The sequence below is a fragment of the Kribbella sp. NBC_00382 genome (assembly GCF_036067295.1).
GTDB lineage: Bacteria > Actinomycetota > Actinomycetes > Propionibacteriales > Kribbellaceae > Kribbella.
In genome coordinates, this window is sequence record NZ_CP107954.1 from 4,081,697 (window position 1) to 4,107,186 (window position 25,490).

General features: G+C 66.7%; 19 protein-coding genes and 2 pseudogenes. 10 read left to right on the forward strand and 11 right to left on the reverse strand.

The genetic code is table 11. The annotated features are described in order from the left end of the window. Positions 1 to 9: 9 nt before the first annotated feature. From OHA70_RS19920 to OHA70_RS39785, 6 genes and pseudogenes are all read left to right on the forward strand, one after another. Entirely contained in the window at positions 10 to 1,713 is a 1,704-nt protein-coding gene (locus OHA70_RS19920) for a metallophosphoesterase family protein (protein ID WP_328334745.1), read from the forward strand. Positions 1,714 to 1,836: 123 nt separating this feature from the next. Then, positions 1,837 to 2,331: a beta-class carbonic anhydrase gene (locus OHA70_RS19925; protein WP_328334747.1), complete on the forward strand. Its 495-nt coding sequence runs from the start codon at positions 1,837 to 1,839 to the stop codon at positions 2,329 to 2,331. A 198-nt stretch (positions 2,332 to 2,529) separates the two neighbouring features. Then, positions 2,530 to 3,540: a hypothetical protein gene (locus OHA70_RS19930; protein WP_328334749.1), complete on the forward strand. Its 1,011-nt coding sequence runs from the start codon at positions 2,530 to 2,532 to the stop codon at positions 3,538 to 3,540. A 22-nt stretch (positions 3,541 to 3,562) separates the two neighbouring features. Then, on the forward strand, positions 3,563 to 4,786 hold the full coding sequence (locus OHA70_RS19935) for an alkaline phosphatase (protein WP_328334750.1): 1,224 nt from the start codon (positions 3,563 to 3,565) through the stop codon (positions 4,784 to 4,786). Between the two features lie 99 nt (positions 4,787 to 4,885). Continuing rightward, positions 4,886 to 5,896 (forward strand): YihY/virulence factor BrkB family protein, encoded by a 1,011-nt coding sequence (locus OHA70_RS19940; RefSeq protein WP_328335164.1) that lies wholly within the window; start codon positions 4,886 to 4,888, stop codon positions 5,894 to 5,896. A 623-nt stretch (positions 5,897 to 6,519) separates the two neighbouring features. Then, a pseudogene (locus tag OHA70_RS39785) lies at positions 6,520 to 6,834 on the forward strand (RICIN domain-containing protein); the annotation flags it as partial. Between the two features lie 571 nt (positions 6,835 to 7,405). On the opposite strand, the gene OHA70_RS19945 reads toward OHA70_RS39785, so the two are convergent. The 6 genes and pseudogenes from OHA70_RS19945 to OHA70_RS19970 form a co-directional block, all read right to left on the reverse strand. Further along, a complete protein-coding gene (locus tag OHA70_RS19945; RefSeq protein WP_328334752.1) occupies positions 7,406 to 9,361 on the reverse strand; it encodes a glycosyl hydrolase family 8 in 1,956 nt (651 codons plus the stop codon). A 135-nt stretch (positions 9,362 to 9,496) separates the two neighbouring features. Further along, entirely contained in the window at positions 9,497 to 9,961 is a 465-nt protein-coding gene (locus OHA70_RS19950) for a hypothetical protein (protein WP_328334754.1), read from the reverse strand. A 77-nt stretch (positions 9,962 to 10,038) separates the two neighbouring features. Next, a complete protein-coding gene (locus tag OHA70_RS19955) occupies positions 10,039 to 10,362 on the reverse strand; it encodes a hypothetical protein (RefSeq protein ID WP_328334756.1) in 324 nt (107 codons plus the stop codon). A 65-nt stretch (positions 10,363 to 10,427) separates the two neighbouring features. Then, a pseudogene (locus tag OHA70_RS19960) lies at positions 10,428 to 11,137 on the reverse strand (tyrosine-protein phosphatase). Between the two features lie 52 nt (positions 11,138 to 11,189). After that, positions 11,190 to 12,266, reverse strand: a complete 1,077-nt coding sequence (locus OHA70_RS19965) for an iron-containing alcohol dehydrogenase family protein (protein WP_328334758.1) — start codon at positions 12,264 to 12,266, stop codon at positions 11,190 to 11,192. Between the two features lie 5 nt (positions 12,267 to 12,271). Beyond that, positions 12,272 to 13,009: a phosphocholine cytidylyltransferase family protein gene (locus OHA70_RS19970; RefSeq protein ID WP_328334760.1), complete on the reverse strand. Its 738-nt coding sequence runs from the start codon at positions 13,007 to 13,009 to the stop codon at positions 12,272 to 12,274. Between the two features lie 131 nt (positions 13,010 to 13,140). Here OHA70_RS19970 and galE point away from each other — a divergent pair, with 131 nt between their 5' ends. The 3 genes from galE to OHA70_RS19985 all read left to right on the forward strand — a co-directional run bounded on the left by galE (position 13,141) and on the right by OHA70_RS19985 (position 17,821). Then, entirely contained in the window at positions 13,141 to 14,094 is a 954-nt protein-coding gene (gene galE, locus OHA70_RS19975) for a UDP-glucose 4-epimerase GalE (RefSeq protein ID WP_328334762.1), read from the forward strand. Between the two features lie 138 nt (positions 14,095 to 14,232). Then, positions 14,233 to 14,652, forward strand: coding sequence for a cyclic nucleotide-binding domain-containing protein (locus OHA70_RS19980; protein ID WP_328334764.1), 420 nt, complete (start codon positions 14,233 to 14,235; stop codon positions 14,650 to 14,652). A 10-nt stretch (positions 14,653 to 14,662) separates the two neighbouring features. Continuing rightward, entirely contained in the window at positions 14,663 to 17,821 is a 3,159-nt protein-coding gene (locus tag OHA70_RS19985; RefSeq protein WP_328334766.1) for an AAA family ATPase, read from the forward strand. Here the strand turns inward: OHA70_RS19985 and metX are convergent. The 3 genes from metX to OHA70_RS20000 all read right to left on the reverse strand — a co-directional run bounded on the left by metX (position 17,774) and on the right by OHA70_RS20000 (position 22,014). Next, positions 17,774 to 19,018, reverse strand: coding sequence for a homoserine O-acetyltransferase MetX (metX, locus tag OHA70_RS19990; protein WP_328334768.1), 1,245 nt, complete (start codon positions 19,016 to 19,018; stop codon positions 17,774 to 17,776). The two genes, OHA70_RS19985 and metX, sit on opposite strands and share 48 nt — an antisense overlap. 10 nt (positions 19,019 to 19,028) lie before the next feature. Then, the gene (locus OHA70_RS19995; RefSeq protein ID WP_328334770.1) at positions 19,029 to 20,351 is read right to left on the reverse strand and encodes a bifunctional o-acetylhomoserine/o-acetylserine sulfhydrylase; all 1,323 of its coding nucleotides are present in this window, start codon (positions 20,349 to 20,351) and stop codon (positions 19,029 to 19,031) included. A 586-nt stretch (positions 20,352 to 20,937) separates the two neighbouring features. Continuing rightward, a complete protein-coding gene (locus OHA70_RS20000; RefSeq protein WP_328334772.1) occupies positions 20,938 to 22,014 on the reverse strand; it encodes a PDDEXK nuclease domain-containing protein in 1,077 nt (358 codons plus the stop codon). 377 nt (positions 22,015 to 22,391) lie between these two features. On the opposite strand from OHA70_RS20000, the gene OHA70_RS20005 reads away from it, so the two are divergent. Next, a complete protein-coding gene (locus OHA70_RS20005; RefSeq protein WP_328334774.1) occupies positions 22,392 to 23,816 on the forward strand; it encodes an MFS transporter in 1,425 nt (474 codons plus the stop codon). 166 nt (positions 23,817 to 23,982) lie between these two features. Here OHA70_RS20005 and OHA70_RS20010 read toward each other — a convergent pair whose 3' ends face one another. Together OHA70_RS20010 and OHA70_RS20015 are read right to left on the reverse strand one after the other, a co-directional pair. Continuing rightward, the gene (locus tag OHA70_RS20010) at positions 23,983 to 24,768 is read right to left on the reverse strand and encodes an SDR family NAD(P)-dependent oxidoreductase (protein WP_328334776.1); all 786 of its coding nucleotides are present in this window, start codon (positions 24,766 to 24,768) and stop codon (positions 23,983 to 23,985) included. After that, positions 24,769 to 25,446 (reverse strand): TIGR03089 family protein, encoded by a 678-nt coding sequence (locus tag OHA70_RS20015; protein ID WP_328334778.1) that lies wholly within the window; start codon positions 25,444 to 25,446, stop codon positions 24,769 to 24,771. Positions 25,447 to 25,490: the final 44 nt, after the last annotated feature.

Consider the following 25,490-nt stretch of genomic DNA (forward strand, 5'->3'; position numbering starts at 1 on the left):
CGTGTGCGAGTGAAGCAGAGCCGCCCTTCTGATCTCTCCGAGGAAGAACTCGGATTCCGTATCCGTGGACCAGTGCGCTGGCTGCTGCCGTCGGTGCTCGGCAGCATCGGCGTCAAGGCTGTCCTGTCAGGCATCTTCGGCGCGTACGCCGACAAGCGCGAGCTGCAGAGTTCGTTGCCGGCTGACTTCTATCAGCACGGTACCGACGAGCTCTGGTTCGACTTCGTCGCCGACCTGGGGGACGGGTTCGACGCGACGTACTCGGTCGCTTCGTTGCTCGCCGCCCCCGCCTTGGAGCCGGTCGACGGGTTGCGGCTGCCGCGCGCCTCGCTGCTCGTGATGGGCGGGGACGAGGTCTACCCGGCCGGGTCGTCGACGGCGTACGAGGATCGTACGAAGGGCCCGTACGGCGCTGCGCTGCCGGATCCCGTCGATCCGCCGACGCTGTTTGCGTTGCCGGGGAACCACGACTGGTACGACGGCCTGACCGCGTTCCTGCGCGTCTTCGCCCAGCAACGCCCGGTCGGCGGCTGGAAGACCGAGCAGGGCCGCAGCTACTTCGCGATCGAACTCCCGCAACGCTGGTGGCTCGTTGCCATCGACACCCAGTTCGGCGGCTACATCGACGCGCCACAACTCGCGTACTTCCGGGCCGCACTCGCCGGGATGCAGGCCGGGGACGCGGTGATCCTGTGTACGCCGACGCCCGCGTGGGTGCACGCCGGCGCGGGCGGTGACACGCACGAGTACGACACCATCCGCTTCTTCGACCGCGAGATCATCCAGCCGCTGGGTGGAGTCACCCGCGTGATGTTGTCGGGCGACTCGCATCACTACGCCCGGTACGCCGAACGCGAGGGCAGCGGCCAACGCATCACCAGCGGCGGGGGAGGCGCGTTCCTGTCGGCGACCCACTTGTTGCCCGGGTCGCTGACGCTACCGCCGAAGGTCTCCCGGGTGGCCGATGTCAATGAGGTGGCGACCTTCGACATGGTCGAGACCTACCCCACGGCTCGCGACTCGAAGCGGTTGGCGAAGGGCATCTACAAACTCCCCTTCCGCAATTTCGGCTTCTGGGGGCTTACCGCTGGTCTGCAGACGGTGCTGGCGTTGCTGGTCCAGTTCGGCCTGGCTGCTTCGCCGCATGGCATCTTCGGCATCATGGCCGCTTGGACGCCGGCCGCTTTTGGCGTCGTCTTCACGATCTTCGCCGGGGTCCTCTTCGCCCGCTTCGGCCTGAAACGCAGCGGGCTTGCTGCCGGGGTTGCCGGGTTTCTGCATTCCCTTGCCCATTTGGCGTTGATGATCGCGTGGGCGGCCGTCCTGTTCAGATTGAGCCAATCCGCGGCCGACTGGATAACTGTCGCTGTCACCCTCGTGGTGACCCCTGTCGTCGTCGGTTTCGTCGACGCGGAACTGGTCGCCGCGTACCTCCTGATCGCCGGCAAATTCGGCTTCAACATGAACGAACTCTTCGCCGGCCAAAGCATCGAGGACTACAAAGGCTTCCTCCGCCTCCACATCAACAGCAACGGCGACCTCACCATCTACCCACTGAAGGTCCCCAAGGTCTGCCACACCTGGAAGGCAGCCCCCGACGCCGCCCCCGAAACCCCGTGGCTGATCCCCACCCGAGGCACCCTCCACACCTCCCTCATCGAACCCCCGATCTCCGTACCGCGCCGCCGCAACCCGACCACAGCTGTGCTCTAGCGTCCCGCTCGACAGGGGGACAAGACCCTTGCCTCATCCCAGGCAGTGAGATGGCTCCTCGGAGTGACGGGAAAAAGTTAAGTTTGTGTATCTAGTTACTCGACTTAACCGGAGGTCCGGATCATGAGCGTGACCGATGAGCTGCTTGCCAACGCCGAGCAGTACGCGGCGACCTTCGACAAAGGTGACCTGCCGCTGCCTCCCGGCAAGCAGGTCGCCATCGTGGCTTGCATGGACGCCCGCCTCAACCCGTACGGCCTGCTCGGGCTCAACGAGGGCGATGCGCACGTCATCCGCAACGCCGGCGGCGTGATCACCGCCGACGAACGCCGCAGCCTGGCGATCAGCCAGCGCCTGCTCGGTACCAAGGAAATCATCCTGATCCACCACACCGACTGCGGCATGCTGACCTTCACCGACGACGGCTTCAAGGCCGACATCCAGGCCGAGACCGGCCTCAAGCCCGACTGGTCCGCCGAAGCCTTCTCCGACCTCGACGAAGACGTCCGCCAGTCCCTCCAGCGCATCGCCGCCGACCCCTTCATCCCCGTCAAGGACTCGGTCCGCGGCTTCATCTACGAGGTAGAGACCGGCCGCCTCCGCGAGGTCAAGAACTGACTCGCACACCCGCATCCCAAGAACCCAGGGCACTTCGGTGCCCTGGGTTTCTTATGTCCAGCGCGCGCGGATCCGCACGGCTCCAACGGTTGCCAGTCCCCAGTCGGCTCGCTACAGTCAGGTTCTGTTAGTAAAGTTTCCTAATAGTTTCGCCGCTGTTCACCGAGCCCCGCCCCCGTTGGCCGGAAGGAGCGCGACATGTCCCTGTTCCGCCGTACCGCTATGCCCGCCGCCGTTGTCGCCGCGTTGATCTCATCCGTGGTGTCGACGCCGGCCAGGGCGGCGAGCTCAGTCGCCTGGCCAGGTGGCTCCGCAGTATCCGTTGCTGATGGCAAGGATGTGTTCGGGGAGAACCTCAGCGGGCTCTCCTTCGACGGCCCCGACGTGTTGTGGGCGGTGAAGAACGGTCCCAGTACGTTGTACCGGCTCGTTCGCGACGGCGCGGTCTGGCGTCCGGATCCGGTCGGTGGGCGGACGTTGAACTATCGCAACGGCAGTGGCGATCCCGACGCGGAAGGCATCGTGCGTACGCCGGACGGGTTGCTGGTGGCAACCGAACGCGACGGCGACGACAGCGACACCAGCCTGGCGAAAGTACTCCGGTACGACCCGAAGTCCACGGCGAAGACCCTCAACGCGACCGCCGAGTGGGACCTCACGCCTGACCTGCCCGGGGTGGAAGACAACAGCGGTCCGGAAGCCATCTCGTGGATCCCGGACTCGTTCCTCACGGCGAAGGGCTTCCGTGACGGGCGTACGAAGGCGGCGTACAAGCCCAGCTCGTACCCCAACCACGGCACCGGTCTGTACTTCGTCGGGCTCGAGGACAACGGCATGGTCTACGCCTACGCGCTGAATCAATCCGGCGGATCGTTCACCCGTGTCGCTGCTTTCGCCGGCGGATTCGCCACGATCATGGACCTCGAGTTCGAGCCGGAGACCGGCTTTCTGTGGTCGACCTGCGACGACACCTGCCAAGGGCGCAGCGCGACGCTGTCGATCACGGCCGGCAAGTTCACCGTCTCGAAGGTCTACGACCGGCCGGCGCGGTTGCCCGACTACAACAACGAGGGCTTCGCGATCGCCCCGCAATCGACCTGTACTTCGGGACGCAAGCGGACCGTCTGGGCCGACGACGGCAACGACGGCGGCCATGCTCTGCGTACCGGGACGCTGCCTTGCGCAGTCGTACCGGCCGGCAAGTTCTGATCACTTCTAGCTGGGAGACGATATGCGCGGTCTTGCCGTGGTGACGGCTTTGACGGTACTCGGCGGCAGTACTGCCGCCGCCGTCGCACAGACGACGAAGGGGCCGGAGGCAACAAGCCACGCTGTCGCGAAGAACATCATCTACATCCAAGGTGATGGCATGGGCCTGGGGCAGCGCGACCTGATCCGGCTGGCCACCAAGGGAAGGTACGGCGAGCTCGAGCTCAACAAGCTGCCGGTGGCCGGACTGGTGCGGACCACGTCGGACGATCCGGACGAGATCGTCACCGACTCGGCGGCCTCGGCGACCGCCTTGGCAACCGGGCACAAGACCCGCAACGGCGTGGTCGGTATGGATTCCAAGGGCCGCCCGGTCGAGACGATCCTGGAGCGGGCCAAGCGAGCGGGGAAGTCGACCGGCCTGGTCACCACGGCTCAGGTGACCGGTGCCTCGCCGGCGGCGTTCGCGGCGCACCTGCCGAGCCGTGACCTGCAGAGCGACATCGCCAGGCAGTACATCGAGAACAGCCGGCCGGATGTGCTGCTCGGCGGCGGTGAGGATTGGTGGTACCCGAAAGGCAACCCCGGACTGTGGCCGGACAAGCCGGGTGAAGAGGAGAGCCGCAGCCCGTACGGCAACCTGGTCGAGAAGGCGCAACGTACGGGATACACGTACGTGCGCAATGCCGCCGAACTGCGCGACACCCACGCGAACCGGCTCCTCGGCCTGTTCTCGAACGAGGACATGGTCGACTACGGCCCGGACGGTGTCGGTCGCTATGCGCCGCGGGTGCCGCTGCAGCAGATGGCGCGCAAGGCCTTGGATGTGCTGTCCCGCAACCCGCGTGGCTTCTTCCTGTTCCTGGAGGAGGAAGGCATCGACGGCCTGTCGCACGAGAACAACGCCCATGGCGTGATCGACGCCGGCCGCGCGCTCGACACCACGGTCGCCGAGGTGATGCGCTTCGTCGCCACCCACCCGGACACGCTGGTGATCATCAACGGCGACCACGAGACCGGCGGCCTGAGCATCGAGAACTACGACAGCGACGAGACCGATCCCCGCCAGGACGGCCCGTTCCCGATCCCGGGCTCGAAGCTGCGCTTCACCGTCGACTGGACCACCAACAGTCACAGTGGCTCCGACACGCCACTGACCGCCAGTGGACCGGGTTCAGACCGTTTGGGCAGGGTCCAGGACAACACTGAGGTGTACTCCGCGATGCGAGCCGCCGCCCGGCTGTGACAGCGGCCGGCCGTCGTGCGGAGCGGGCCTGGGGGCTTCGACCGGGGTGGTGGCGTGGCGGGCGCGGGGTGGGGCCGTACCGTTGGGCGGGTGAATGGGATGGCGGGGCGGGTCGATTCCGTGCAGCGGAAGCGGCGCGTGCTGGGGTTTCCGTTGGCTGTGGTCTACAAGTTCTTCGACGATCAGGGCAGCTATCTGGCGGTGATCGTCACGTACTACGCGTTCGCGGCGATCTTTCCGATGTTGCTGATCTCGTCGTCGGTACTGGGCTTCTTCCTCCAGGGAAACGAGGATCTGCAGAAGGCCGTGCTGCAGTCGGCGCTCAAGGAGTTCCCGATCGTGGGAACTCAGTTGGCGACGCCGCAGGGGCTGCAGGGGAGTACGGCGGCGGTGATCGTCGGAACGCTGGCCGCCGTGTACGGCATCATCGGGCTCGGGCAGGCGGTACAGAACGCCGTCAACGTGACCTGGGGAGTTCCCCGCAACGGCCGGCCGAACCCGTTCCGCGGCCGGCTTCGGTCGGGGGCGTTGCTGACGCTGGCCGGTCTTACGGTGTTGAGTTTCGCGACGTTGACCGTACTGGCCTCAGGTAAGGCGCCGCTTCCGGGTGGTGTCAAGGAAGGTATGGGGTGGCTTGTCTCGATCGGCTCGGTGCTGGTCCTGACGGCCATGCTGACGCTGGTCCTGCGTCCCGGCGTCAAGCCGCGGCCGCCGTTCCGCCAGGTCGTTCCCGGGGCGTTCTTCACCGCGATCGGCTGGCATCTGCTCGAACGACTCGGCGGTATCTACGTCGATGACGTACTAGCCAAGGCCAGCGAGGTGAACAGCGTCTTCGCACTGACGCTCGGGTTGATCGGCCTCATCTACGCGGCGTCGGTGATCGCCGTGATCGGCGCCGAACTCAACTCGGTGATCATCCACCGCCTGTACCCACGCTCCTTGCTCGCCCTCTTCACTGACTCAGCCGTGGACCTGACGCCGGCCGACCATCGCGCGTACGCCATGTACGCGCAGGCCCAACGCCACAAATCCACCGAAACAATCGACGTCACCTTCGACCACCACGCAGACCTCGACCCACCCCACAACCCAGACCCCTCCGCCGACTGATTTCCCCCACGCGGCCAGCTACGCCGGCTCCTCCGTCGCCAGCTCCGCAGACCGCTCCCACCCACCCGGTTCGCGTGCTGCGCCCGCTCGAACGTGCGTGCTGCGCCCGCTTTGGGTTGGCGTGCTGCGCTCGCCCGAACGCGTGCTGCGCCCGCTGGGTGAAGCGTGCTGCGCCCGCTGGGCTCGTAGATCCAAGCGCCCAATGAGGCGTATTCAGGAAGCCTCTTATCAAGCGACCTCGAACAATAGATTTATCGGTCGCAGCCAGCTATCTTCTCCAGCAGTTTGGTCAGTCGGCCGAGCCTCCGACGGTCTGTGCCGCACAGCTGTAATGACGTCAGACCATCTTTCGCGGCAACGATTCAGAGGAGAACATCTTGGCTAACGATCTACAGGTCGGATTCGGCCCTCTGTCGGTTGGCATGAGCGCGAGCATGCTTGCTTCGCTCAGAGATCGATTCACCCGAAGCCCGCTGTCTCGAGGCCCCTGTCTGATTATTGATCGCTGGTCTGGTCTCGCTCTCGACGCGACCACTGATCCTCGCCACGAGACCCGTCCTGTCCTCTGGACCGTCCACGGCCAGCCCTGGCAACAATAGCGCCTCAAGCCCGGTGGCCGTGGTCTCGTTCAGATCGTCAGCGAACACGGCGGCATGGTGCTGTCGACTGACGCACGTGCGGGCGACCGCAGTTGGGTCTGGCTCGAGAAGAACCGGGACCGTGACGACCAAACGTGGCGGATTGAGCCAGCCGACGATCGTTCAGCGTTCATCATTGAGACCAAGACCTCGGAGCACGCCCTAGATTCGACCGTTGATCCGAAGGTGCCAGCGAGTTTCGAGCACCACTCGGTAGGAAACCCAACGATGCCTATCCTGTGGTCGACCCACCGCGAAGCTTGGCAGCAATGGGTCATAGTTCGATTGCCGCTCACCTAAATAGGCCCCAGCCTCTTCTACTTCGTGAATAGACTGCATTTGGCGACTTTAGTACTACAGCCGGAGTTCGTGATGTTTGGCGGCAGGCCCGGACCGCCACCACTCACAAACCTGCCGTTCCACCCGGGAGCACGCCTGCGCATGCTTGGCCCGATGCGATCAGCTGAGGTTTGTGAGTGGTGGCGGTCCGGGTAACGCGACGACCACACGCTGAACATCACGAACTCCGGCTGTAGTACTAGAGACGCCACTCAACGCAGTCTCGCACCATGATCCGCACCACACAGACGTGCCTCGAAGACCGCACCGCCGGAGTCCGACGACGGAGTTGACAGGCGGCGAGGATCGCGGCTCTTTCGCCAGTGGGTGATGCCGCACAGGAGTTGCCGATCAGGCGGGCTTGAGCGGAGAGTTCCACGGGGTTGTCAATGGCAGGTTAGAGCTGGGCCTCGAAGGGGGTGCTTTCGTTTAAGCGCGCGACGTAGGAGCGCGCGCCCAGGCTGCGTGGGGAACGACGGAGCGCCCGCCAACTGCTCTGGGTTGGCGGGCGCTCGGCGTACCGGGGTAGGGGTTACGGGACCCAGTGGTTGTGGGAGGCGGTGATCATTACCTGGAGTTGGATGCTGGCTGCGTAGTAGCTGTTGGTGGAGATGGGGGTCGAGAGCATCTTGTTCCAGATCGCGTCTAGCCAGGCTTGGCTACCCGAGTCGGTCATGGCTGTGACGGCGAAGGGGGCGAAGAAAGCCGGGTCGCTGCTGGAGTCGATTGCGGTGCCGTTGAGCTTGTAGCCGGTGGCGATGCTGCTTGCGTTGCCGCCGGTCTTGGACTTGATCCAGGTGTTGAGTTTGCGGGCCGCGGTCAGCGACGCGCTGTCCCCGCTGGTGACGGCGTCGGCGCCGATTCGCCACGGGTCGCGGCAGGCGTTCCACCAGAACTGGCCGTCGTTCGGGTCTTCGAGGACCTCGCCGGGGGCCGGCTTCGGCGTGGAGTTGGTGTTGACCACGAAGTCGGGCAGCAGGCCGGTGGTCGACGCGTAGTTAGCCTGCAGGGAAGCGGTCACGGTCTGGTGCTTGGTGCGGATGGTGTCCCAGACCGAGTTGCCGGTCGCGGCCTTGAAGGCGCGGAAGTGGTCGACCATCCAGTCCGACGTACGGGACATGTTGTACGTCGCGTCGCCGGAGGTACTCCAGTCGCCGAAGGTGAGCAGGTTGGTGTTCGGGTTGATCTCGCTCGCCTTGATCGCGTTGATGTGCTTGATGGCGAGCTGCTTGTAGTTGTAGGTGCCGGCGCTGCCCCACTGCCGGTCGGCCATCAGCAGGCCGTACGCGACGTCCATGTCACCGTCGGTCGCGCTGTCGGAGCCGTTGACGCTCTTGCAGGCGGTGTCCTGCTCGGCGGCGAGCAGGTCGGCGTTGTTCACTGAGGGGTGGGCGAGCATGTACTTGACCAGGCCGTCGAAGATCGTCTTCGCGGCCGGGTCGGCGCCGGCCATGGTCGCGGTGATGACCATGCCGTAGCCCTGTGCCTCAGCGACGTACGGGTGATCGGCGTCGGGGGAGATGATCTGGTACCAGCCGTTGCCGCAGTTCTGTTTGACGAAGGCCGACTTCCACTGCTGGTAATAGTCGATGACCTTCTGGTCGATCGTGGCCTGGCTGCCCGTCGGCGTGAGCATCCCAGCCGCGTACGGGATCACGTGACTGCCGAACGGGACGGCCGGTCCGGTGCCACCGCCGGCCTGCGTGGTCGCGGTGACCGTGTTGCTCGCTCCGGACGTGTTGCCGGCGGCGTCGCGCGCCTTCACCGTGTACGTGTAGGTGGTCGAGGCGGTGCGACCGGTGTCGGTGTACGTCGTACCGGTGCCGCTCGTGGTGGCGACCTCAGCGCCGTTGCGCGAGATGACGTACCCGGTGACGCCGACGTTGTCCGTGGACGCGTTCCACGCCAGGGACACGCTGCTCGAGGTGGTCGCGGTCGCCGCGAGGCTGCCCGGCGTACTCGGCGGTGTGGTGTCGCCGGTACCACCGCCAGTCGTGCCGTAGACCTCGAACTCGAAGAGCGAGTACCCGTACGCCGTACCGCGTGCGGTGCCGTAGACGCGTACATACCGGCCGCTGCCCGACACCGTCAGGTCGTCGGTCGCGCCGTTGCCGGTGGTGGTCGAGAAGACATCCGTCCAGCCGGTCGAGCCGTCGGCCGAGGTCTGGATCTTGTAGGACTTCCCGTACGCGGCCTCCCAACTCAACTTGACTCGCGAGATGGTCGCGGTGGCACCGAGATCGACCCTGATCCATTCGGGATCATGCGCCTCGACGCTGGCCCAGCGGGTGCTGGCGCTGCCGTCGACGGCCTTCGCGGCCTCGAAGCCGGTGCCCTCGATGGACGACGCGGTGGCGGGTTTCCCCTGCGACAGCAGGGTGTCAGCGGCCACAGCGGCGGTCGAGGCCGACGGGGCCAATGCTGGTTGGGCGAACAGAAAGGAGGTGACGACCGCAGCAGCGGCCAGTCCTCGAAGTAGATACGACATCAGCGTCCTCCGGGCGGTGGGGGAAAGGACCTGCAGCAACTCAACCGATAGGAAACCTTCCTAACGATTAGCTGAAGGTAAATCCCCACCCGCCCCAGTGCAAGACCTCAGCGGCAGGTAGCTCTCCGTCGCCGGCTAGCCGCGGACCAGCTTGAGGACCATGCCGATGGTGAGAGCGACCGCGCCGACCAGGGTGATGCCGCTCGCTACCAGGATCATCGTCGTGCCACCGTGATTCGTGGTGAACCACGCCGAGCCGCCGATGCCGACTCCGGCGCCGATCACGACTCCGCCGGCTCCCATCAGCACGTCGGCCAGCTTCGACGGGCTGTGCTGACCGACCCGATCGCTCGCCAGGTGGACGTAGTGCGGCGAGACGACCTCCGATTTCGCGCGACTGGCGATTCGCTCGGCCTCGTCCCGGAGCTCGGCGGCGTACATCCGCAGCGCGGTATCCGCAGCAAGACTCGCAGCCTCACTCCAAGCCGTCACCTGCGGCCAGGGCCCGGAGTTCGGCGTCGGCACGATCGACGCCGCCCCGGCCGGCGCGGGCGCGGGCGCGGCTGGTACCGGGTCGGTCTGCGCTGGCGCAGTCTGCACTGCGCCTGTCTGCACTGGCCCTGTCTGCTCTGGGTCGGTCTGCACTGGCGCTGAGCCGGTCGGCGGTGTCTGGTTCATCAGATCCCCCGCCGTACCGGTGGCCGCTGGTCGAGAGTGGACTGCTCGACCAACTCGCGGTCAGCGAGCGTGCTCTGCCAGATCGTCGAGGCGTGCAGCCAGAGGGTAGGTGGCTTTTCAGCATCCCCCGCCGACTTGAGCTCCACCAGCAGGCCGTTGATGGCGGATGCCACGATCCCGATGAAGAGCGGTCCCAGAGGCCCCGGACGAGGGGTGTAGATCACCGCGGCGACGGCGGCGGCGACGGTCACCAACGCTAAGACAGGCCCGCGCCAGCCGTGAAGCTCCCGGATCCGGTGCACAAGCCGCTTCCGGGCTGTCATAGCCACGTACTCAAATGCGCCATAGTTCCCCCCTGCCCCGATGATCGGGCAAAAGGCGGATTGCGTTACTTGGTAAGGCGGGCGCGGAGGGCTTCCTGGTCGGCGCGGGTGAAGCCGGCTTGTTCTAGGTACGTGATTGGGCCGCCGTATTTGGCGTCCAGGTGGCGGAGGATGGCGGTGAGGGATTCGGGGCGGGTGTCTCGGTACTCGATCATCTGCGGGTGCAGGGACTCGTCGGGTTCGGCGGCTAGTTGGTCGGCGAGCATGCCGGCGAGGCGGGACTTGGTGAGGGCGTAGTCGGTGATGATCTCCGGTTCGGGGACGCCGGCGATGATCAGGGCCAGGGCGACGACTATGCCGGTGCGGTCCTTGCCGCCGAAACAGTGGACGATCACGGGGCCTTCGGGTGCTTCGGCGATGGCGCGGAGGGCGGTGGCGAAGTGCTCGGGTGGAGGTCGAGCATCAGGTTGCAGGACTCGACGATGGTGTTGTGGTCGTCGGGGTCGGCCGGGTCCTGGACCGGGATGTGCACGCCGATCGGGTCGTTGGTGAAGGGCGTCGGGAAGGCGGAGAGTTCGCCGATCGAGCGCAGGTCGATGATGCGGCGTACGCCGGTACTACGGACCGCCGCGACCCCCTCCTCGGACAAGAACTGTAGGCAGTCCGAGCGGATCAGAGCGCCGACCCGGATCGACCCGCCGGCCGAGGTGGGCAGCCCGCCGAGGTCCCGGGCGTTATGGCAGTTGGGCCAGTCGAGATGACGATCGACTGTCACATGTCCTCCAGGGCGGGGCGAGCGGTCATCACGAGACAGTCCGAGGCGTCGATCACGGCGACTCCAGCACAGCGCTGATCCGGTCGTCGAATGCGTTGACCTTCGCCGTGATCCGGGATGGGGTCAACGCGGACTCTTCCAGGACGGTGAAGCGGCCCGGCCGGGTCTGGGGTGCATAGCCGACCACCCCCTCGAACTCCTCCAAGCTGAAGCCGAGATCCGAAGGCCGCACCGGCAATCCATGGCGATGCAGGCAACGAACAGTCGCCTCAAAAGCAAACAAGTCCCCGCGCAGGAACCAGGCGAAGGCAGCTCCGATACCCACCTGTTCGCCATGGAACGCCCGCCGCGAAGGATGCAGCAGGTCGATGGCATGCGAGATCTCATGGCACGCCCCGGACGACGGCCGCGAGGTCCCGGCGACGACCATCGAGATGCCCGACAGGATCAAACCCTCAGCCAGAACAGTCAGAAACGCATCATCCGAGACGGTGCCCGGATGGTTCATGACCGCCTCGGCCGCGGTGCGCGCCATCGAGATCGCCAGCCCGTCGATCTCCTCGCCCCGCAAGGAGTGCGCGGTCTGCCAGTCGGCGATCGCGGACAGGTTCGACACGATCTCCCCGATGCCCGAGCGGACCGACCGTACCGGTGCCCGCGCGATCAGATCGAGATCCACCAACACAGCAAGCGGCGCCGGTACTCCGTACGAGCCGCGCCCGGCGTCGTTGTCCAACGTGCTGATCGGCGACGCGATCCCGTCGTGCGCGAGGTTGGTGGCGACGGCAACCATTGGCAGCCCGAGTCGCGCGGCGGCGAACTTGGTGACGTCGAGGACCGTACCGCCGCCGATTCCGACGACCGCGTCGTACCGCTCCCGCCGGATCTGTTCGACCAGCTTGATCGCCGTGTTGATCGTGCCGCCATCGACGGTGAACCAGTCGGCGCCCGCCAGCCCGTCGCGGAACGTCGACTGCACGATCGGCCCGTACGTCGAACCGACGGCGATCGCGACCCGTCCCGACGTGGAGATCCGCTGGTCGGCCAGGATCGCGCCGAGCTCGGCCAGCGCACCTCGCCGGACGTCGACCACCAACGGCGCCGGCACCATCCGCGCGAGCAAAGGCATGGAGGCTAGCTGAATCCGAGAATGCGACGAGCGCGAGCCAGGTCGTCGTGGTTGTCGATCTCGACCCAGTCGACCTTGCCGATCCCGGCGACGTCGATGCGATGCCCTTGGTCGACCAGCAGTTGGTACCCGTCCTCGTAGTACAGGTTGGGATCGCGTTCCCAGGTCGCCTTCAAGGCGTCAGCCAGGACGACCGCGGCCGACGGCTCGAGCAGTGTCACACCGATGTACTCACCCGAAGCAGTAGACGGGTCCATCAACTTGGTGATCCGCGAGACCCCACCCGAAGCGGAGCAGATCACCTTCATCTCCTCGTCGGCCAGCGCCTTCTCGGTGTCCAGAGCCAGAATGATCGACCGATCCTCACCGCGAGCGGCAAGCAGCGCCTGCTGCACCGACACCGGATGCACAGTGTCCCCGTTGGCCAGCATCACGCCGCCGCCGAGCAGATCGCGCGCGCACCACAGCGAGTACGCGTTGTTCCACGTCTCGGCCTTGTCGTTGAAGACCAGCTCGAGCTGTACGCCGTACCGCTCCTCGAACCCGGAGACCCGCGACTCGATCGCCGCGGCCGCGTACCCCACCACGATCGCCACGTCCGTGATCCCGACCGCCGCGTAGTTGGCCAGCGTCAGATCGAGCACCGTCGTCTCCGGATCGATCGGAACGAGTGCCTTGGGCAACGAATCCGTGTACGGGCGCAGGCGGCGGCCGGTACCGGCGGCAAGGACGAGTCCGATCATCCGCGCATCCTAGGTCGGCCTGGACCCAAACGATGCTGGTCGGCCGAAGATGATCGATTATGTTTAAACATGGGTATTTGTGTGGTTAAATGACACTGCGAAGACCACGCAGCGGATGGGAGTATCGGGATATGACATGGCTGGTGACTGGTGGGGCGGGATACATCGGATCGCACGTGGTGCGGGCCTTCAGGGCGGACGGGATCGACGTCGCGGTGATCGACGACCTGTCCAGCGGCAAGGCCGAGTTCCTGCTCGACGGCGTGCCGTTCACGCACGCGAACCTGCTCGACGGTGACGCCACCCGGCGCGCGCTCGAAGGGGTCAGCGGCGTCGTCCACCTCGGCGGTTTCAAGTACGCCGGCGTCTCGGTCGAGCGTCCGATGCACACCTACACGCAGAACGTGACGGCCATGGTCTCGCTGCTCGACGCGATGGCCGAGCAGGGCGTCGGCAACATCGTCTTCTCCTCCAGCGCGGGCGTTTACGGTACGCCGAAAGACGAGGTGGTGACCGAACAGACCGCCCCGGACCCGCAGAGCCCGTACGGCGAGTCGAAGCTGATCGGCGAGTGGCTCCTCAAGGACCAGGCCAAGGCGGTACCGCTCAACCACACCGCGTTGCGCTACTTCAACGTGGTCGGCTCCGGCGACCCCAAGGTCTACGACGCCAGCCCGTACAACCTCTTCCCGATCGTCTGCAACCTGCTCACCCAGGGCAAGGTCCCGCAGATCTACGGCACCGATCACCCGACCCCGGACGGCACCTCGGTCAAGGACTACGTGCACGTCGCCGACCTCGCCCGGGCGCACGTCGCCGCCGCACGGATCCTCGACGACGGCAAGACTCTCGAGCCCGTCTACAACCTCGGCAGCGGCACCGGTACCTCCGTACGCCAGATCATGGACGCGGCCCGCCGGGTCACCGGCATCGACTTCACCCCCACCGAAGGCCCCCGCCGCCCCGGCGACCCGTCCCGCGTGGTCGCCTCGGGCGAGCTGGCTGCCCGCGACCTGGGCTGGAAGAACACCTACACCGTCGACCAGATGTTCGCCACCGCCTGGGAAGCCTGGCCGAAGCCCTGACCCCTGAGTTTGCCCTCGGCGGAGACCTCAGAAGAGGCGACCCGGGAAATCATGGTCCCGCGGTCCCTCGCGGTTGTAGCCTGTGCCGCAGTTCATTGTGCTGTCCGCCTGGCGGACACCGATCAAGGGGTGCGATCCATGAGTCACGAGAGCCTGCCGCAGTTCCTGGCGAAGGTCGACCTCTTCGCGGGGCTGTCCAAGGAGACGCTGTCCGACCTGATCAGTCGCGGAACCACGCTGACGATCAACCCGGGCGCCCACGCCACCGAGCAGGGCAGCGCCGACGCCGGCCTGCAGGTCGTCCTGGAGGGCTCCGCCGAGGTCTCGGTCAACGGGGTGGACCGCGCGCCGCTCGGCCCGGGTGACGCCTTCGGTGAGATCTCCCTGGTCGACGGTCTGCCGCGCTCGGCGACCGTCGTTGCCGGACCGGACGGACTGACCACGTTCGCGCTGTCCTCGCTCGCCTTCATGGCGGTCGTCAGGGCGAACCCGGACGTCGCCGAGGCGCTGCTCAAGGGCCTCGCCGCGCGCGTCCGGTTGCTCGAGTCGCAGGGCTGACCAACGCCTCATGCGGCCGGCGGAGGAGCGCAAGGTCGTCTCGGTGCTGTTCTGCGACCTGGTCGGGTTCACGGCCGCGGCGGAGGCGGCTGACCCGGAGGACGTCCGGCGCTGGCTGACGCCGTACCACCGAACCCTCAAGACCACGGTCGAGCGGTTCGGCGGTACGGTCGAGAAGTTCGCCGGCGACGCGATCCTGGCCGTCTTCGGCGCGCCCCTCTCACGGGAGGACGACGCCGAGCGCGCGGTCCGGGCCGGCCTGGCGATCCTCGACGAGCTTGCCGCGGGCACCCTTCAGGTCCGGATCGGCATCGAGACCGGCGAGGCGTTGGTGGAGATCAACGCCAGGCCGGAGCTCGGCGAGCCGTTCGTCACCGGGCTGGTCGTCAACACGGCCGCCCGGTTGCAGACGTCTGCTCCGGTCGGTGCGGTCGTCGTCGGCGCTGCGACCTACGCGGCAACGAGTCGCGTCTTCGAGTATGAGCCGCTCGAACCCGTTGCAGCCAAGGGCATCCGCCGTCCGCTGCAACGCTGGCAGGCCGGCGAAGCCCGCGCTCGCGTCGGCGCCGACGTGATCCGCGACCTCACCACCCCGCTGGTTGGGCGGCAACGCGATCTCTCCTTGCTCCGTACTGCGTTCGACAAAGCCGTCGCCGAGCGCTCACCCCAATTCGTCACGCTGCTGGGCGAGCCGGGCATCGGCAAGTCCCGCCTGGTCGCCGAGCTCGGCGCCGAGCTGGACAAGCTCGACGAGATGATCATCTGGCGCGAGGGCCGCTGCCTCCCGTACGGCGAAGGCCCGTTCTGGCCGATCGCCGAGATCGTCAAGGCCCAGGCCGGGATCCGCGAGAGCGATCCGCCCGCCCGGGCCGCCGAGAAGCTCGAAGCCATCCTGCCCGAGGCGGATCGGTCATGGCTGCGTGCTCGGGTACGCCCGCTGGTCGGCGCCGACGCCGACGGCAAACCGGTCGCGGTGGCGCAGGAGGAGTCGTTCGCCGCCTGGCGCGAACTGCTGGAGAGCTTCGCCGAGTCGTACCCGACCGTCCTGGTGCTGGAAGACCTGCACTGGGCCCGCGATGCGCTGCTGGCGTTCGTCGACCACCTCGTCGAATGGGTCAAGGAGCTGCCGCTCCTGGTCGTCATCACTGCCCGCCCCGAACTGCTCGAACGCGGCGCGCACTGGACGCGTGGGCAGCAGAACGCGTGGATGATCGGCCTGGCCCCACTGTCCGGCCACGAGACCGACCAGCTCTTCGGTGAACTCCTGGTCGGCGACCGGCTCCCGCCCCGCACGAGGGCGGACCTGGTCGGTCGGGCCGACGGGAATCCCTTGTACGCCGAGGAGCTCGCGCGGATGGTCAACGAGCTGGGTCCGGGTTCGGTCGCCCTGCCATCGGGGATCACCTCGATCATCGCCGCTCGGCTGGACACGTTGGAGCCCGATCGCAAGGCGTTGCTGGCGAATGCAGCTGTGATCGGCCGCGTCTTCTGGGCCGAGGCGGTCGCCGCACTGGTGGATCGCGACCTGGCGGACGTCGTACGGGAACTGCAGGAGCTGTCGCGCAAGGAGTTGGTCCGGCCGATCCGGCAGTCGTCGCTGGAGGGGCAACGGGAGTACAGCTTCTGGCATTCGCTGACTCGTGATGTCGCCTACAGCCAGGTGCCGCGAGCCGCCCGATCGGCTAGGCATGTCGCGGCGGCCGACTGGCTGGAGTCGCAATGCAGGCCTGGGCAAGGCGATACGACGAGTGTGATCGCTCATCATCTCGGTACTGCGCTGCAGCTCGCCGATGCCGTTGGTGATCTCGAGCTGGTGGAGCAGTTGGCGCCTCGCGCACGCGGGTACCTGCGCAGGGCGGCCGAGCAGGCAATGAACTTGGATGCCACCGAGGCGCTGGACCTGCTCGACCAGGCGCTGGGGCTGACGCCCGAGGGTGATCCCGACCGGCCCGAGGTGTTGGCGCGGTGGGGCTGGGCGGCGTTCCTGACCGGGCGGCTGGACGATGCTCTCGTGGCGTATCGGTCTGCTGTTGCAGGTTTTGATGCCGTCGGCAACCTTGCTGGGGTGGCCCGGGCGCTGCGGTTGTCGACGTACGCGATGAGCAGTATGGAAGAGAGTCTGGCGACGATCGACCGGGTGGTGTCGATCTTCGAGAGCCTCGGGCCGAGCGAGGATCTGGTCGGCGCGCTGGCCGGGCAGGCGGTCATCCTGACGGTCGCCAGCCGGCGCAACGAGGCGATCGCGGCGGCCAACCGGTCGCTGCGGATGGCCGAGGAGCTGGGGTACGGCGTACCGCATCGGGCGCTGGAGGCGCGCGGGCTGGCGCGGGTCGGCAACGGTGATACCGGCGGTGTGGTCGACATGAAGGACGCGTTGAGCGCGCTGCTCGACCAGGGGAAGGCGCGCGACGCGGCGGTGACGTGGCTGAACTACGGGTTCATCGTCTGGCAGATCGAGGGACCGAGGGCGGCGCTGGAGACGCTCAAGGAGACCGAGGAGTTCACCCAGCGGCGACGGCTGGCCGAGCTGTGGCAGCAGCTCAGCTGCACGGTGCTCGAGCTGATGATGGAGCTGGGACAGACCGAGGAGGTCATCGCTGCTTGCCGTGCGCAACTAGATGATCCAGGGCCGGCCTTCATCACGCTGCGGCGGATCGAGGTGCTCGCCGCGCTTGCTCGCGCGGAACTGGAGCTGGGGCTCCCGGGAGCCCGCGCGTCGGCCGAAGAGGCCTATCGGCTGGGGATCGAGACCGACTGGCCGGACTTCCAGGCCATCGGTGGAGCGCCGACCGCTACGGCACGCGCTGCCGATGGGGATCGGGCCGGCGTGCAAGAGGTTCTGGAGCGGTTGCTCGGGCTGGAGGTGCTTACCGGGAGCCATGAGTTCGCTGCGCGGATGCCGACCTTCGTACGGGCTGGGTTGGCGGTGGATCTACCTGAGTTGGCCGAGCGGATTGCCGGGTTGATCGTCCCATTGCTGCCGATGCGGGAGTACTCGCTGGCGACGGCTGCCGCGCTGCTGGCGGAGTACCGGGGTGATTCTGAGGTGGCGGTCGCTGGGTTCAAGAAGGTTGCCGCGGACTGGAAGACGTTCGGGAACCTGCTGGAGGAGAAGTACGCGCTAGCGGCTGTGGAGCGTCTCAGCGATCAGAGCGCCGACCTGGTCTAGCTCGATCAGGAAGCCGTCGTGGCCGTACGGGGACTTGATCAGGTGGAGCGGGCCGGCGTCGGGTTTGGCGTCGATGAGCTCTGCGGACAGGCGGCTCGGGTAGAGGCGGTCGGAGTCGACGGCGGCTACTACCAGACGGGATTTGAGGGTCTTCAGTGCCTTCGTGAGGCCGCCGCGGTTTCGGCCGATGTCGTGGCTGTTCATGGCTTTGGTCAGCACGACATAAGAGCCGGCATCGAAGCGGGTGGCGAGCTTGTCGGCGTGGTGGTCGAGGTACGACTCCACGGCGAACCGGCCGTCGCCTTGCGGGTTGCGGCCGAAGCGGGTGGCGAGCTCGTACTCCGAACGGTAGGTGACGTGCGCGATCCGTCTCGCGATTCCCAGTCCTGTTGTGGGTGCTGTCTTGGTGTCGTAGTAGTCGCCTTGGTGCCAGGCGGGGTCGGACTCAATCGCGGCCAGTTGGGGTGAACACCAGGCGATCTGCTCGGCTGATGCGTAGCCGGTCGAGGCGAGCACGATCGCTGTGTCGACTCTCTCTGGGTAGAGCAGCGGCCACTCGATGGCACGCATGCCGCCCATCGAGCCGCCGATCACTGCGGCCCACTTGTCGACTTTTAGCTGGGTGGCGAGGGCGGCCTCGGCGGCGACCTGGTCCCTGATGGTGATGGCGGGGAATCTGCTGCCCCACGCCTTACCGTCGGGTGCTCTGGTCGACGGGCCGGTCGTGCCTTGGCAACCACCCAGGACGTTCGCGGCGACGACGTACCAGTCGGCGGGATCGACGTACCGGCCCGATCCGATCAAGCCGTCCCACCAGCCCGGGGTCGGTTGCCCCGGGCCGGCTGGACCGACCACATGTGCGTCCCCGGTGAGGGCATGACAGATCAGGACGGCATTGTCCCGGGCCGCGTTCAGCCGGCCCCAGGTCTCATAAGCAACATGTACTCCGGGCAGCACGACGCCGGACTCGAGGTCGAGGTCACCGATCGCCGCGAACCGCCGGCCGGCCACCGGATCCCCCGGCCGCCAACCGCCCGCTATCCGGGCGACCGCCGGGTCAGGACCGCCCGCTCCCTCCGCACCGGCCACCTGACCAGGTGCGGAGGGGGCTCCCGGAGTACCGGGATTGGCTGCCACCGTGTCGATGTCCCGCCCCCGGGCATCGACGGTTGCGGCAGGCGGGCGATCCTGAGTCATCGAGGGATTCTCAGACCGACTTCGCGGCGGCGAATCCGACCTCGAGGTCAGCGAGGATGTCGTCGATGTGCTCCAGGCCGACCGCGAGCCGGACCAGGCCGGGCGTCACGCCGGATGCGAGCTGGTCCTCGGCGGACAGTTGGCTGTGCGTCGTCGACGCCGGGTGGATGACGAGCGACCGGACGTCACCGATGTTGGCCACGTGGCTGTGGAGTTGCAGCGCGTCGACGAATCGTTTGCCCGCGTCGACGCCGCCCTTGATCTCGAACGCGACGACGGCGCCGGCTCCGCGGGGTGTGTATTTCTGCGCCAACTCGTAGTACTGGCTGGACGGCAGGCTCGCGTACGCGACGCTGTCGACCTCGTCGCGGGCCTCGAGCCACTGGGCGACCTTGAGCGCGTTGTCGAGGTGGCGCTCGATCCGCAGCGACAGGGTTTCCAGGCCCTGGGCGATGAGGAACGCGTTGAACGGCGATACCGCAGTACCGAGGTCGCGCAGCCATTGGACGCGGGCCTTGAGAATGTACGCCAGGTTGCCGAGGTCGGAGCCGACGCCGAGCGCGGTCGCGTAGGTGAGGCCGTGGTAGCTGTCGTCGGGCTGGTTGAAGCCGGGGAACCGCTCCGGGTTCTGCGCGTAGTCGAACTTGCCGGAGTCGACGATCACGCCGGCGATCGCCGTACCGTGACCGCCCAGGTACTTGGTCGCCGAGTGCACGACGACGTCCGCGCCGTGCTCGAGCGGGCGCAGCACGTACGGGGTGGCCACGGTGTTGTCGACGATCAGCGGTACGCCGAACTCGTGCGCGACACCGGCGATTCCCTCGATGTCGAAGATCTCGCTCTTGGGGTTGGCGATCGTCTCGCCGAAGAACGCCTTCGTGTTCGGCTTGATCGCGGCCTTCCACGACTCCAGGTCGCTCGGGTCCTCGACGAAGCTGACCTCGATGCCGAGCTTGGGGAAGGTGTAGTGGAAGAGGTTGTACGTACCGCCGTACAGGCTCGGGCTGCTGACCACGTGGTCGCCGGCCTCGGCGATGTTGAGCAACGCGAGCGAGGTCGCGGCCTGGCCGGAGCTCACCAGGAGCGCGGCCGTACCGCCTTCCAGGCTGGCTATCCGCTGCTCGACGGCGTCCTGGGTCGGGTTCTGGATCCGGGTGTAGATGTTGCCGAACTCCTGCAGCCCGAACAGGCTGGCGGCGTGATCGGTGCTGTCGAAGGTGTACGACGTGGTCTGGTAGATCGGCAGAGCCCGCGCGTTGGTGGTCGCGTCGGACGTCTGGCCGGCGTGGATCTGCCGGGTCTCAAAAGACCAGCTGGGGGTGTTCTCGGTCATGACGGTCCTGTTCTCGGGTACGACGGCACGGCCCATCGCAGGTGGCTGACGGGCAGCGTCTGGCGATCGGCAAAGCCTGATGACAAAGGGTTTTTCAGCTCACAACAGGTGCTAGCGGCAACAACACTCGCTCATAACAGCTCCTGGCTCCCCGGGCGCCGCCGACGGACCGCCCTCGTACCAAAGACGATAACGTCACTAGACATTGACCTCCTGTAACCGTCCACATTCTGATCACCCACCCAGAACTCCCCACGCCGGCGCCCCGCTCACTCCTCCGTCGCTCGCTCTGCGCTGAGCTCCCACCCACCCTGGGCGCGGGCTCCTTCGTCGCCCGCTTGGCGAGTGCGATCGCACCAGCCCGCCGTCGCCCCAACCCAACCTGCCAACCCGCCCATCGCCTCGCCAGACCAACCACCCGTCGCCCGGCTCCGGGCTCGTGACGCTTGGCGTCACCTCGCCACCGGATGCGGCTCGGGGGAGGAACTCCCCGTGCGGGACAAGTGCGGTGGCTTCAGTCGGTCTACCGCTGACCAGCTCGTGACGCTGGGAGTCACCTCGACCCGTTGCTCGCCTTCGGTACTGATCAGAGGTCGTCGGAGCTGCCGGCTAGCTCGGCTTCCAGTACTTCGACACTGGGGAGTGCTGACTCGAACTCGGCGGGGAGGGAGTTGTTGATCGCGCTGGTCCACTCGGCTACCCCGATCGGTGCCTTGAAGCCTCGGAGAGCGTACTCGGCTACGACTTCCTTGCGGTTCTTGCACAAGAGGAGGCCGATCGTCGGCTTGTCGCCATCCTTCGCCAGGATGTCGTCGACGACCGCCATGTAGAGGCCGAGCTGGCCGAGGAATGCTGCGTTGAAGGGGACGGCCTTGAGCTCGATCACTACGTAGCAGCGCAGGTGCAGGTGGTAGAAGAGCAGGTCGCAGAAGAACTCGTCGCCGGCCAGTTCGAGTCGAACCTGCTGTCCGACGAAGGCGAAGCCTTGGCCGAGTTCGAGCAGGAACTTACCGACGTGCTCGACGAGCTTCTCCTCCACCTCGCGTTCCCGCCAGCCGTCGGTCGAGCCGAGGAAGTCGAACAGGTACGGGTCCTTGGTCGACTGCTGGGCGAGATCGGATCGCTCGCTCTCGATCGCCGTCGCGAAGTTGGTGACCGCCTTGCCCGATCGGTGGTGGAACCCACCCTCGATCTGGAGGGCGAGCACAGCGCGACTCCAGCCGTATTCGACCGCCGCTGCGCCGTACAAGAGGCGAAGCTGGGGGTCGTCAAGCTTGTCGAGAAGTCGCGTGTGGTGACCCCAGGGCAATTGTGCAACAGGCTGCTGCACAATTGCCGCGTCAGTCCAGGCGGCGGCGAAAGCGCGCATGTACTTCAGATTCCGGGGCGAGTAGCCCTTGGCGGCAGGGAAGCGTGACTTCAGGTCGGCGGACAGTCGATCGATGACTCTCGTGCCCCAGCCTTCGGACTCCTGGCGGTTCAGGATCTCTGAGCCGATGGCCCAATAGCTCCTCAGCACTTCGGTATTCGCCGCGGAGACGGCTCGGCGGTGACCAGTGGTGATGTGGCTGGAGACGCGGTCGAGCAGGTCCGGATACCAATCTGGGAGGGTCGAGCGGGCAGGGGTGGAAGGGAAGCGGGGAACGGAGTCTTCGGTGGACATGCGGAACAGGATCTGATGACCAGACGGCGCGACACGAAGGCCTTTGCAGGGCAGATCGGATGCCCCGGCGAGGCCCGCATCTGTGCAATGGCCCGTTGCGCAAAATGCGCGAGCTGCTGTGGTGGTGATGTGCGGGAGCTAGCTCTTCCTTTGCCCTCTGTCGTGTCGGTCGGACCGCAGGATCATCAGATCTGGTGACGCCTTGGTTGGAGGTGGTCGGACAAAGTGATTCCACTGTCGACGGACGTGAAGATCCGTGGCCCGCGTGAAGTTCTCGAAGAAGTTCGGGGCGGTGTCGGATCAGGGCGGTGGTGTTCGTGGCAGGGAGGAGAGGCTGCCCAGAAGGGGTGCCCGGCGAGCTGAGAAGGACGTTTCGGATGACTACCTTGACTGAGGCGAGCGCGGTTGCCGCCCGCAGTTCTAGTCGGCCGTTGTGGGCGATTCTGGGGCTGGTACTGCTGGCCGATGCGCTTGACGTGATCGATGCGACGGTCACGAACATCGCCGCTCCCACGATCGCTCACGAGCTCAATGCCGGTGAGAGTCTGATCAAGTGGTTGGGGACGGCGTACATGCTTGCCATGGGTGTTTTGCTCGTGGTTGGTGGGCGGCTGGGGGACAAGTTCGGGCAGCGCAAGCTCTTCCTGGTCGGCATCGGCGGGTTCACCGTGGCATCGGCGGTTGCCGGGCTCTCGCCGGATCCGACCCTGCTGATCGCCGCGCGGGTCGCTCAGGGGGCGTTCGGGGCGCTGCTGGTACCGCAGGGGATGGCGATCATGGTCAGGGCGTTCGATCACGACATGCTGGCCAAGGCGTTCGGGCTGTTCGGGCCGACGCTGAGTGTCGCCACGCTCGGCGGGCCGGTACTGGCTGGGTTGATCATCAGCGCGGACCTGTTCGGCCTGTCCTGGCGTCCGATCTTTCTCGTCAACGTCATCCTCGGCGGTATCGGGCTGGTCGTCGCTGCCAAGATCCTGCCGCGTGACGACGGCGACCGGTCGACCGTTGTCGATGGCTGGGGCTCCGGGTTGCTGGCCGTCACGATGTTCGGACTTCTGTACGGCCTGATCGAGGGGTCGACCAACGGCTGGAGCGCCGTACCCGTCACCTCGATCGTCGTCGGCGTCTTGTTCTTCGTCGCGTTTGGCTACCGGCAGCTCACCGCGGCCGACCCGCTGATCAAGCCCTCGCTGTTGCAGAACCGGGGCTTCACCTCCGGAATGGTCGTCGGCCTGGCCATCTTCGCTGCCACCACCGGCCTGATCTACGTGCTGTCGCTCTACATGCAGGAAGGGCTGCACGTCGGCCCGCGAGGCGCCTCGCTCGGGCTGGTACCGCTCACCCTGGGCATCTTCGCCGCGGCGTTCGCCGCCATGGGTGGGCTGGTTGCCAAGCTCGGTCGCACCCTCATCCTCATCGGGCTCGGCGTTGTCCTGGCCGGTTGCGGCTGGGTCCTGGCACTCGTCGACCACTCCGGTACGAACCTCAGCCTCTGGACACTGGCCCCGGCGCTGTTCGTGATCGGCATCGGAGTCGGCTGCTACAGCAGTACGATCTTCGTCGTCGCTCTCGGCGATACCAGCCCCGACGAAGCCGGCAGCGCCAGCGGCGCCCTCAGCTCGATCCAGCAACTGGCCGGCGGGTTCGGCTCGGCCGCAGTCACCTCGATCTTCTTCCACGGCGCCACCTCTGGCCTGGGCCACGCCATGAAACTCACCCTCATCGTCGTCCTGGCCGCCACCGCCCTCAGCCTCCCCATCGTCACCCTGATGCCCCGCAACGCCGCCCAACCCGAGGAGTGAACAACCCGGGCCTTGTGGGGCAGGGTGATGCTGATTTCTGCAAGCGGGGCTTGCAGAAATTCAGCGTTGAGGCGGATGGCGACTGGCTGTGCACCGGCGGCCGAATAGTGCAGCAGGCTGCTGCACAAGTGGTGTCGGTGAATTGTGCAAGCGGGGCTTGCACGAATCAGGTGGTCGGGTAGTCCTTGCGGAACGGGCCCGTGGTGGTGAGGTCGAAGAGGCCGGGGCCGGTGAGGATGCCGCCTTCTACTGGGAGGGTGTGGCCGGTGATCCAGGAGGCGTCGGGGGAGGCTAGGAAGGCTACTGCGGCGGCGATGTCTTCTGGTTCGCCTACTCGGCCCAGGGGGTAGTAGGTGGTGAACCGTTCCAGGGTGTCGGGCTGGTTGTCCCAGTTGGGGGTGTTGACGGTGCCGGGGGCTACTACGTTGAAGCGGACGCCCATGCTGCCGTAGCGGGCGGCGAAGTTTTGGGTCATGGCGATCTGGCCGGCCTTGGCGGCGGCGTACTCGATGTTGCCGAAGGCGGCGAGGCCGTTGACCGAGCTGATGGTGACTACGTTGCCTCGCGTTTTCACCAGTTGGGGGAGGGAGGCCTGGATGCAGCGCGCGGTGCCGACCAGGGTCAGGTCGAGTTGGCGGTGCCATTCGTCGTCGGTGCTGTCCTCGGGGACGGTACTGACGATGCAGCCGCCCGCGTTGTTGACGAGTACGTCGAGTTGCCCGAAGCGCTCGATCGTCGCGGCGACGGCGGCGTCGACCTCGTCTCGTACGGTCACATCGAGGCGGACGGCCAGCGCGTTGCCGAGCTCCGCGGCGAGCGCGTTGATCTTGTCCTCTTGCAGGTCGGTGATGACGACCGAGCCGCCCTCAGCCGCGATCCGTCGCGCGACCGCCGCACCGATTCCCTGCGCGCCCGCGGTGACGAGTGCGACCTTGCCATCGAAACGCTGCATCTACTGCTCCTCCAAGACGCGGTCGACCTTCTCGTCCGAGATCCGGCGGTCGAGCTTCGCCGGGTCGAGGTTGCGGCAGAGCACGATCGAGCCGCCGCCGGCGATCACGCCGATCAGCGTTCCGAGGCCGGCCGGGGTGACGAGGGAGGTCGTGGTGAGTACGCGGTCGGTGATCGGTTCGGCCGCGGCGATCAGGTCGTCGTGCGTCTTCTCGTCGTACGCCGGACTGCCACCGGCAGGTGGATCGTACGGAACGAAAAGGTCGGGATGGTTGTAGACCTCGGCCCCGTAATCGTGGACTCCCGCCGGCAGCGGCTCGCGGAACCGTCCGCCGAGGGGGAGCAGCGCCGACGCGACCGTCTCGCGGGCGCCGCGGATGGCGAAGTCGGGGCCGGTGATGGCGAGCGTGCCCTCGCCGGTGGTGACGCTCGCGCCGACCGACCAGGTCGAGAGGGCCCAGACGACGCCGAGCCAGTGCGGCGGCAGGCCGATCGCGACGGACTCGCCAGGTTCCAGGTCGTACTCGTCGGCGAGCAGGTTGGCCGTCTTGGCCACCCAGTTCGCGGTGGTGACCGCGCTGAGCTCGATCCGCTCGCCGGTGACATCGTCGTAGTAGGTCAGGAACGGGTTGGCGCCATCCCGACGTACCGCGGCGCCGAACAGCTCAGGAAGGGTCACGTCGCAACCCTACGTTCGCGGCGAAGTACCTTGGATGGGGACTC

Bases quoted from the DNA above. Each gene is read 5' to 3' on its own strand.
- galE (WP_328334762.1), top strand. From the start codon at position 13,141: ATGACATGGCTGGTGACTGGTGGGGCGGGATACATCGGATCGCACGTG.
- OHA70_RS19925 (WP_328334747.1), top strand. From the start codon at position 1,837: ATGAGCGTGACCGATGAGCTGCTTGCCAACGCCGAGCAGTACGCGGCG.
- OHA70_RS19935 (WP_328334750.1), top strand. From the start codon at position 3,563: ATGCGCGGTCTTGCCGTGGTGACGGCTTTGACGGTACTCGGCGGCAGT.
- OHA70_RS19955 (WP_328334756.1), bottom strand. From the start codon at position 10,362: ATGACAGCCCGGAAGCGGCTTGTGCACCGGATCCGGGAGCTTCACGGC.
- OHA70_RS19980 (WP_328334764.1), top strand. From the start codon at position 14,233: ATGAGTCACGAGAGCCTGCCGCAGTTCCTGGCGAAGGTCGACCTCTTC.
- OHA70_RS20000 (WP_328334772.1), bottom strand. From the start codon at position 22,014: ATGTCCACCGAAGACTCCGTTCCCCGCTTCCCTTCCACCCCTGCCCGC.
- OHA70_RS19970 (WP_328334760.1), bottom strand. From the start codon at position 13,009: ATGATCGGACTCGTCCTTGCCGCCGGTACCGGCCGCCGCCTGCGCCCG.
- OHA70_RS19965 (WP_328334758.1), bottom strand. From the start codon at position 12,266: ATGCCTTTGCTCGCGCGGATGGTGCCGGCGCCGTTGGTGGTCGACGTC.
- metX (WP_328334768.1), bottom strand. From the start codon at position 19,018: ATGACTCAGGATCGCCCGCCTGCCGCAACCGTCGATGCCCGGGGGCGG.
- OHA70_RS20010 (WP_328334776.1), bottom strand. From the start codon at position 24,768: ATGCAGCGTTTCGATGGCAAGGTCGCACTCGTCACCGCGGGCGCGCAG.
- OHA70_RS19945 (WP_328334752.1), bottom strand. From the start codon at position 9,361: ATGTCGTATCTACTTCGAGGACTGGCCGCTGCTGCGGTCGTCACCTCC.
- OHA70_RS20005 (WP_328334774.1), top strand. From the start codon at position 22,392: ATGACTACCTTGACTGAGGCGAGCGCGGTTGCCGCCCGCAGTTCTAGT.
- OHA70_RS19930 (WP_328334749.1), top strand. From the start codon at position 2,530: ATGTCCCTGTTCCGCCGTACCGCTATGCCCGCCGCCGTTGTCGCCGCG.
- OHA70_RS19940 (WP_328335164.1), top strand. From the start codon at position 4,886: ATGGCGGGGCGGGTCGATTCCGTGCAGCGGAAGCGGCGCGTGCTGGGG.
- OHA70_RS19985 (WP_328334766.1), top strand. From the start codon at position 14,663: ATGCGGCCGGCGGAGGAGCGCAAGGTCGTCTCGGTGCTGTTCTGCGAC.
- OHA70_RS19995 (WP_328334770.1), bottom strand. From the start codon at position 20,351: ATGACCGAGAACACCCCCAGCTGGTCTTTTGAGACCCGGCAGATCCAC.